General features: G+C 51.0%; 5 protein-coding genes. All 5 read right to left on the reverse strand.

Features of this window, described 5'->3' with window-relative positions; translation table 11 throughout:
* Nucleotides 1-1,818: chemotaxis protein CheA (locus tag R3177_RS13275; protein WP_318971506.1), on the reverse strand; the 1,818-nt coding region annotated here is incomplete at its 3' end.
* Between the two features lie 18 nt (nucleotides 1,819-1,836).
* Nucleotides 1,837-2,163: an STAS domain-containing protein gene (locus tag R3177_RS13280; protein ID WP_318971507.1), complete on the reverse strand. Its 327-nt coding sequence runs from the start codon at nucleotides 2,161-2,163 to the stop codon at nucleotides 1,837-1,839.
* A 27-nt stretch (nucleotides 2,164-2,190) separates the two neighbouring features.
* Complete coding sequence (locus R3177_RS13285) at nucleotides 2,191-2,559, reverse strand: response regulator (RefSeq protein ID WP_318971508.1); 369 nt, start codon at nucleotides 2,557-2,559, stop codon at nucleotides 2,191-2,193.
* Between the two features lie 11 nt (nucleotides 2,560-2,570).
* Complete coding sequence (locus R3177_RS13290) at nucleotides 2,571-3,791, reverse strand: methyl-accepting chemotaxis protein (protein ID WP_318971509.1); 1,221 nt, start codon at nucleotides 3,789-3,791, stop codon at nucleotides 2,571-2,573.
* Between the two features lie 292 nt (nucleotides 3,792-4,083).
* Nucleotides 4,084-4,699 (reverse strand): SIS domain-containing protein (locus R3177_RS13295; protein WP_318971510.1); only part of this gene is annotated, 616 nt, incomplete at its 5' end.

Consider the following 4,699-nt stretch of genomic DNA (forward strand, 5'->3'; position numbering starts at 1 on the left):
CACTGACTCAGACAGTTCAATACATTCCTGCACCATATCCAGGGGCACCACATAGCTTGCCTCACCGACCCCCACCAGAAAGCCATCAATAATGGCCAGGGTCAGCGGCAACCGGATGCGGACCGTAGTGCCTTTACCGCGTTCGCTATATAGATCTACTGTGCCTCTGAGTGCATTAATGTTGCGTTTTACCACGTCCATACCGACGCCGCGCCCCGACAAGTTGGTAATGGTGTCGGCTGTTGAAAAACCCGGCTCAAAAATCAAATTATTAATTTCCTGCTTTGATAACTGGGCCTCCGCCGGTACCAGGCCACGTTCTATTGCTTTTTGTAAAATGCGTTCCGTGTTTAAGCCGGCACCATCATCGGTAATTTCAATAACAATGCTGCCAGAGTCATGATAGGCATTCAGCGCCAGGGTACCTGTCGGGCTTTTACCCGCCGCCACCCGGGCGGCCGGCGCTTCAATGCCATGGTCCATCGCATTGCGGATTAAATGCATCAGCGGGTCGCCAATTTTTTCAATCACCGTTTTATCCAGTTCGGTGTCTGCGCCGCTGATTTTTAATTCAATGTTTTTGCCCAGTTCATGGCTAACGTCACGTACAACCCGCTGAAAACGGACAAAAGTATCGCCTATCGGCACCATCCTAAGCCGCAGCGCACCATCACGAATATCTTCAACCAATGATGACACCGTACTGGTTGCTTCATACAAGGCTTCATTCTGACTGGCTCTGGCTAATAAACTGGCACCGGCACCGGCGATCACCAGTTCACCAACCAGATTAATTAATTTATCGAGCTTTTCAGCATCCACTCTGACAAAGCGGCTTTCTTTGGTTTTGTGTTCCTGGATCTGGCTTTGCTTTTCCAGCGCCGCCTGCACTATCTCGGGCTCGACTGCCCGCTGTTCAACTAACACCTCGCCCAGCCGCATCGCCGGCTGATGATCAGCCTCACTCTGCAGGGCCAGCCCCTCCTGCAGTTCAAGGTTGGTTAAAGCACCACTGGCGACCAGAATTTCACCCAGTAAGCTGGCTTCCTCAGGCAGGTTTTTAATTAACTCAATATACTCCTCTGTTTTACTGTGCGGCGGTAAAATATAGAGTTGGCAGTCATCACGGACAAAGTCGAAGGTCTCAGCAATGCTGGCTTTGCTGGCGTCGGACTGATAGTCGATTTCAAAACCCAGATAGCACGACTCCGGGTCAAGTTCAGCCAGATTAGGCATTCCGCTGAACAAAGTAGTAATGCGCTCAATCCTGCCCAGATTATTGAGATAGCGCAAAAATGCCAGCGGGTCCATGCCATTTCTGAACACGTCGACACCGAACCGCACTGAAATATGCCACAAATCAGCCTGACCAGCCTGGGGATCAGGCATTTTATCAACCGCCGGCTCTGCCACCGTTGCTGGCGGCGAGCTGCGGTAGGCCTGTAATTGCTGGCGTAGCGCATTTTCACGTTCCAGCGCTGCAGTATCAGGCTGCTGCTGCTGCACGGCGACCACGTCAATCAGGTATTGCAGGTGATCGAAGCACGTTAACAGCAGCGCAACAAGCGGGCTGCTGACCCGGATATCACCGGCACGGAGCCGGTCGAGTACATCTTCGACGATATGAGCAAAACTGACGATAAGATCTAAACCGAACAGGCCGGCAGAGCCTTTTACTGTATGCGCCGCCCGGAAAATCGCAGCAAGGGTGTCTTCATCGTCAGGGTTATTTTCTAATTGCAGCAGCAAAGACTCCATGTCCTGCAGCAATTCATTGGCTTCTGCTATAAAGGTTTGTAAAGCCTGATCCATATTCATTGCTGACTCCTGCGGGTGTTAAGCATAGCGTCTGTCCGGAATAATAAGCGGGTCACCGAAAAAGCTGGCCATATTGCATAAATCAAATACTTCCAGTACGGCCAGGCTATGGTGGTTAAGGCGCAATGCATGGCCTCTGGTAACAGCCTCACGCTTAGCCGCGATCAGCAGCTGCAATCCGGCACCGTCAAATTCACTGACTTCAGACAAATCCAGCGATATATCACTATGCTGCTGGATCAGATGGTAAAGCTGAGGCTTTAATTCAGCAGCGGTATAGATACTTAGCTCGCCCTCAATAATCATTGACGGTACAACACCGCTGGCATCAAATCGAATCGCCATTCTGGTCTCCCCTCTGTGATAACAGCCTCATGGCAGCACCAGCTTCGACACTGCCGCGAGCATTTGTGCCGGCTGAAACGGTTTTACTACCCAGGCTTTGGCACCCGCCGCCTGACCTTCTAATTTTTTACTCTCTTGCGATTCAGTGGTTAGCATAATAATCGGCGTAAACTTATAGGCAGGTAACTTCTTCACTTCTTTGACAAAAGTAATGCCATCCATGTTAGGCATATTCACATCGCTGATAATCAGGTGCACGCGTTGCCCGGTAAGTTTACTCAGCGCATCCTTACCATCACTGGCTTCAATGACCTCATAACCTGCCCCCTTTAAAGCAATACCGACGACCTGCCGCACACTACTTGAATCATCAACCACCAAAATTGTTTTTGCCATCAGGGTGCCTCCTAAAAGAAAGTAATCTCATGCTCTTGGTTTGCGGCAGATGACTTACCATCATGATTATGCCGTTGCTCGTCAGTGGCATAGGTCGACTCCATTTGTTTAAGCCAGGAGTCGGCATCTAGCGGTTGCCGCAACTCAGGTTGTTGTTCTGCTTGTTGTAACTGCTGATGCAGCGCATCAATATTGTCACGCACATGCGACACAATCTGGCTAACCCGGTCCTGAAACTGCAAAGCCACCAGCACATCGGATATTTCATCGCGTATTTCATTGCTTTCCTGCTGCAATTGCTCGGTGGATTCAGCCATATGGCGGGTTACCGTTTCAAAGCGATCCAACACCTGCTGAATGCTGTCCTCTGACTGCTCGACAGCCTGCGCATCGGTTTGAGCGGCACTGCCGGCAACTTTGACGACTTTGGTAATGGCGTTATTAATAATGTCGACGGTGGACGACATTTTCTGGCCGGTTTCGCTTGATAAACTGGATAAGGTTCTGACCGCGTCGGCCACCACAGCAAAGCCCCGCCCGGACTCGCCGGCGCGGGCAGCCTCTATAGCAGCATTCAGCGCCAGTAAGTTCGTTTGCTGGGCTATCGCCGCCACCTCGGTCGCCATGGTTCTGAGCTGCTCGGTGTATCCGGTCAGGCTGGTTACCTGCGCCAGCATATCATCACGGCTTTGCTGCGTGGCTTTCAGGGAATTAATCACCCGGGTCAGCTCAGCCTGGCTGTAAGACAGGGCAGCAATAGTTTCGCTGCTACCACCGGCAGATTTGCCGCCGGCACCTCGCTCAGAGGCGGCGACCGCATTTTCCAGCTTACTGTACAGGCCGGAAAACCGGCTGCTCAGCGCGACAATGGCCTCCTCAGTCTGGCTGCGTGAGCTTTCTATTTGTTTGGTCCAGATAGGCATAGCCTGTAACAGCAGCTGTTCCAGATTACGGTAAAACAGGGTCTGCGCTGCCTGCTCAGCCTGGGTATGTGCTGCTTTGCCAGCCTGCTTAGCCGCTTCCAGCTGCAACTTTTGCAGACTACGGCCAACCCAAAACGCTGCTGCAAAGCCACTGATTATAAGCGCCGCGCTGGCCAGCAGAGATAACAGCGAGATACCGGCCAACCCCAGCAGTAGCAGCGCGCCCAGACCAGTTACCGCTAAAACCGGCCAGCAAAATAGAAAATTGTGCAACTGGCTTCCTGGAAAGCCATTATTCGTTTTTTGCATGAACAGGATCCTTCTTAATGACTTAAGAACAGTATCCAATTTGAGATTGCAAGTTTATCTTGCGAGACAACAAATTTGAGACGGCTAAACTTTCAGGCGAAACCAGCAAAATAAATTGCAATAGTATGGACTAAGTCTGGGTAACAACTGCGGTTACGTCAAGGAAGCCTTACAAAAAACTACTGAATAATGAGAGATTAACTAAGACATATGCTGCGAGCGGATAAAAACCCCCACTGTCTGACGACAGTGGGGGTTTTTCTCTTAAACGGGTATATTTTGGCTTTGCCGGTTATTCTACCGTGACACTTTTTGCCAGGTTGCGTGGCTGGTCTACATCGGTGCCTTTGATAATGGCAACATAGTAGCTTAGCAACTGCAGTGGCAGGGTGTAGACGATGGGCGCCAGAATATTGGCCACATGCGGGACATTGATGACCCGCATGGTCTCATCTGACTGAAACTTCGCATCGGCATCGGCGAATACATAAATAATGCCGCCGCGAGCCCGCACTTCTTCGACGTTTGATTTCAGCTTTTCCAGCAAATCATTATTCGGTGCCACGACGATAATTGGCATATGCGCATCAATCAACGCCAGCGGGCCATGTTTCAGCTCGCCTGCGGCATAAGCTTCGGCGTGGATGTACGAGATTTCTTTTAGTTTTAACGCCCCTTCCATCGCAATCGGGTACTGATCACCCCGACCTAAAAACAGTGCGTGGTGTTTATCGGCAAATTCCTGGGCCAGCGCTTCAATTTGCGGTGCCAGTACCAGCGTTTGTTCCAGCTTGCCTGGTAAGCTTTGCAACGCTTCGGTCAGCTCACGCTGCTGCGCGGCAGTTAAGCCGTTATATTTACCAATCGCCAGCGTTAACATTGCCAGGCCCACTAACTGGGTAGTAAAG

It is taken from the genome of Arsukibacterium sp., assembly GCF_033722355.1.
In the GTDB taxonomy this organism is placed as follows: Bacteria; Pseudomonadota; Gammaproteobacteria; order Enterobacterales; family Alteromonadaceae; genus Alishewanella.

Coding starts and splice junctions, on each gene's coding strand:
- R3177_RS13280 (WP_318971507.1), bottom strand. CDS start 2,163: ATGGCGATTCGATTTGATGCCAGCGGTGTTGTACCGTCAATGATTATT.
- R3177_RS13285 (WP_318971508.1), bottom strand. CDS start 2,559: ATGGCAAAAACAATTTTGGTGGTTGATGATTCAAGTAGTGTGCGGCAG.
- R3177_RS13290 (WP_318971509.1), bottom strand. CDS start 3,791: ATGCAAAAAACGAATAATGGCTTTCCAGGAAGCCAGTTGCACAATTTT.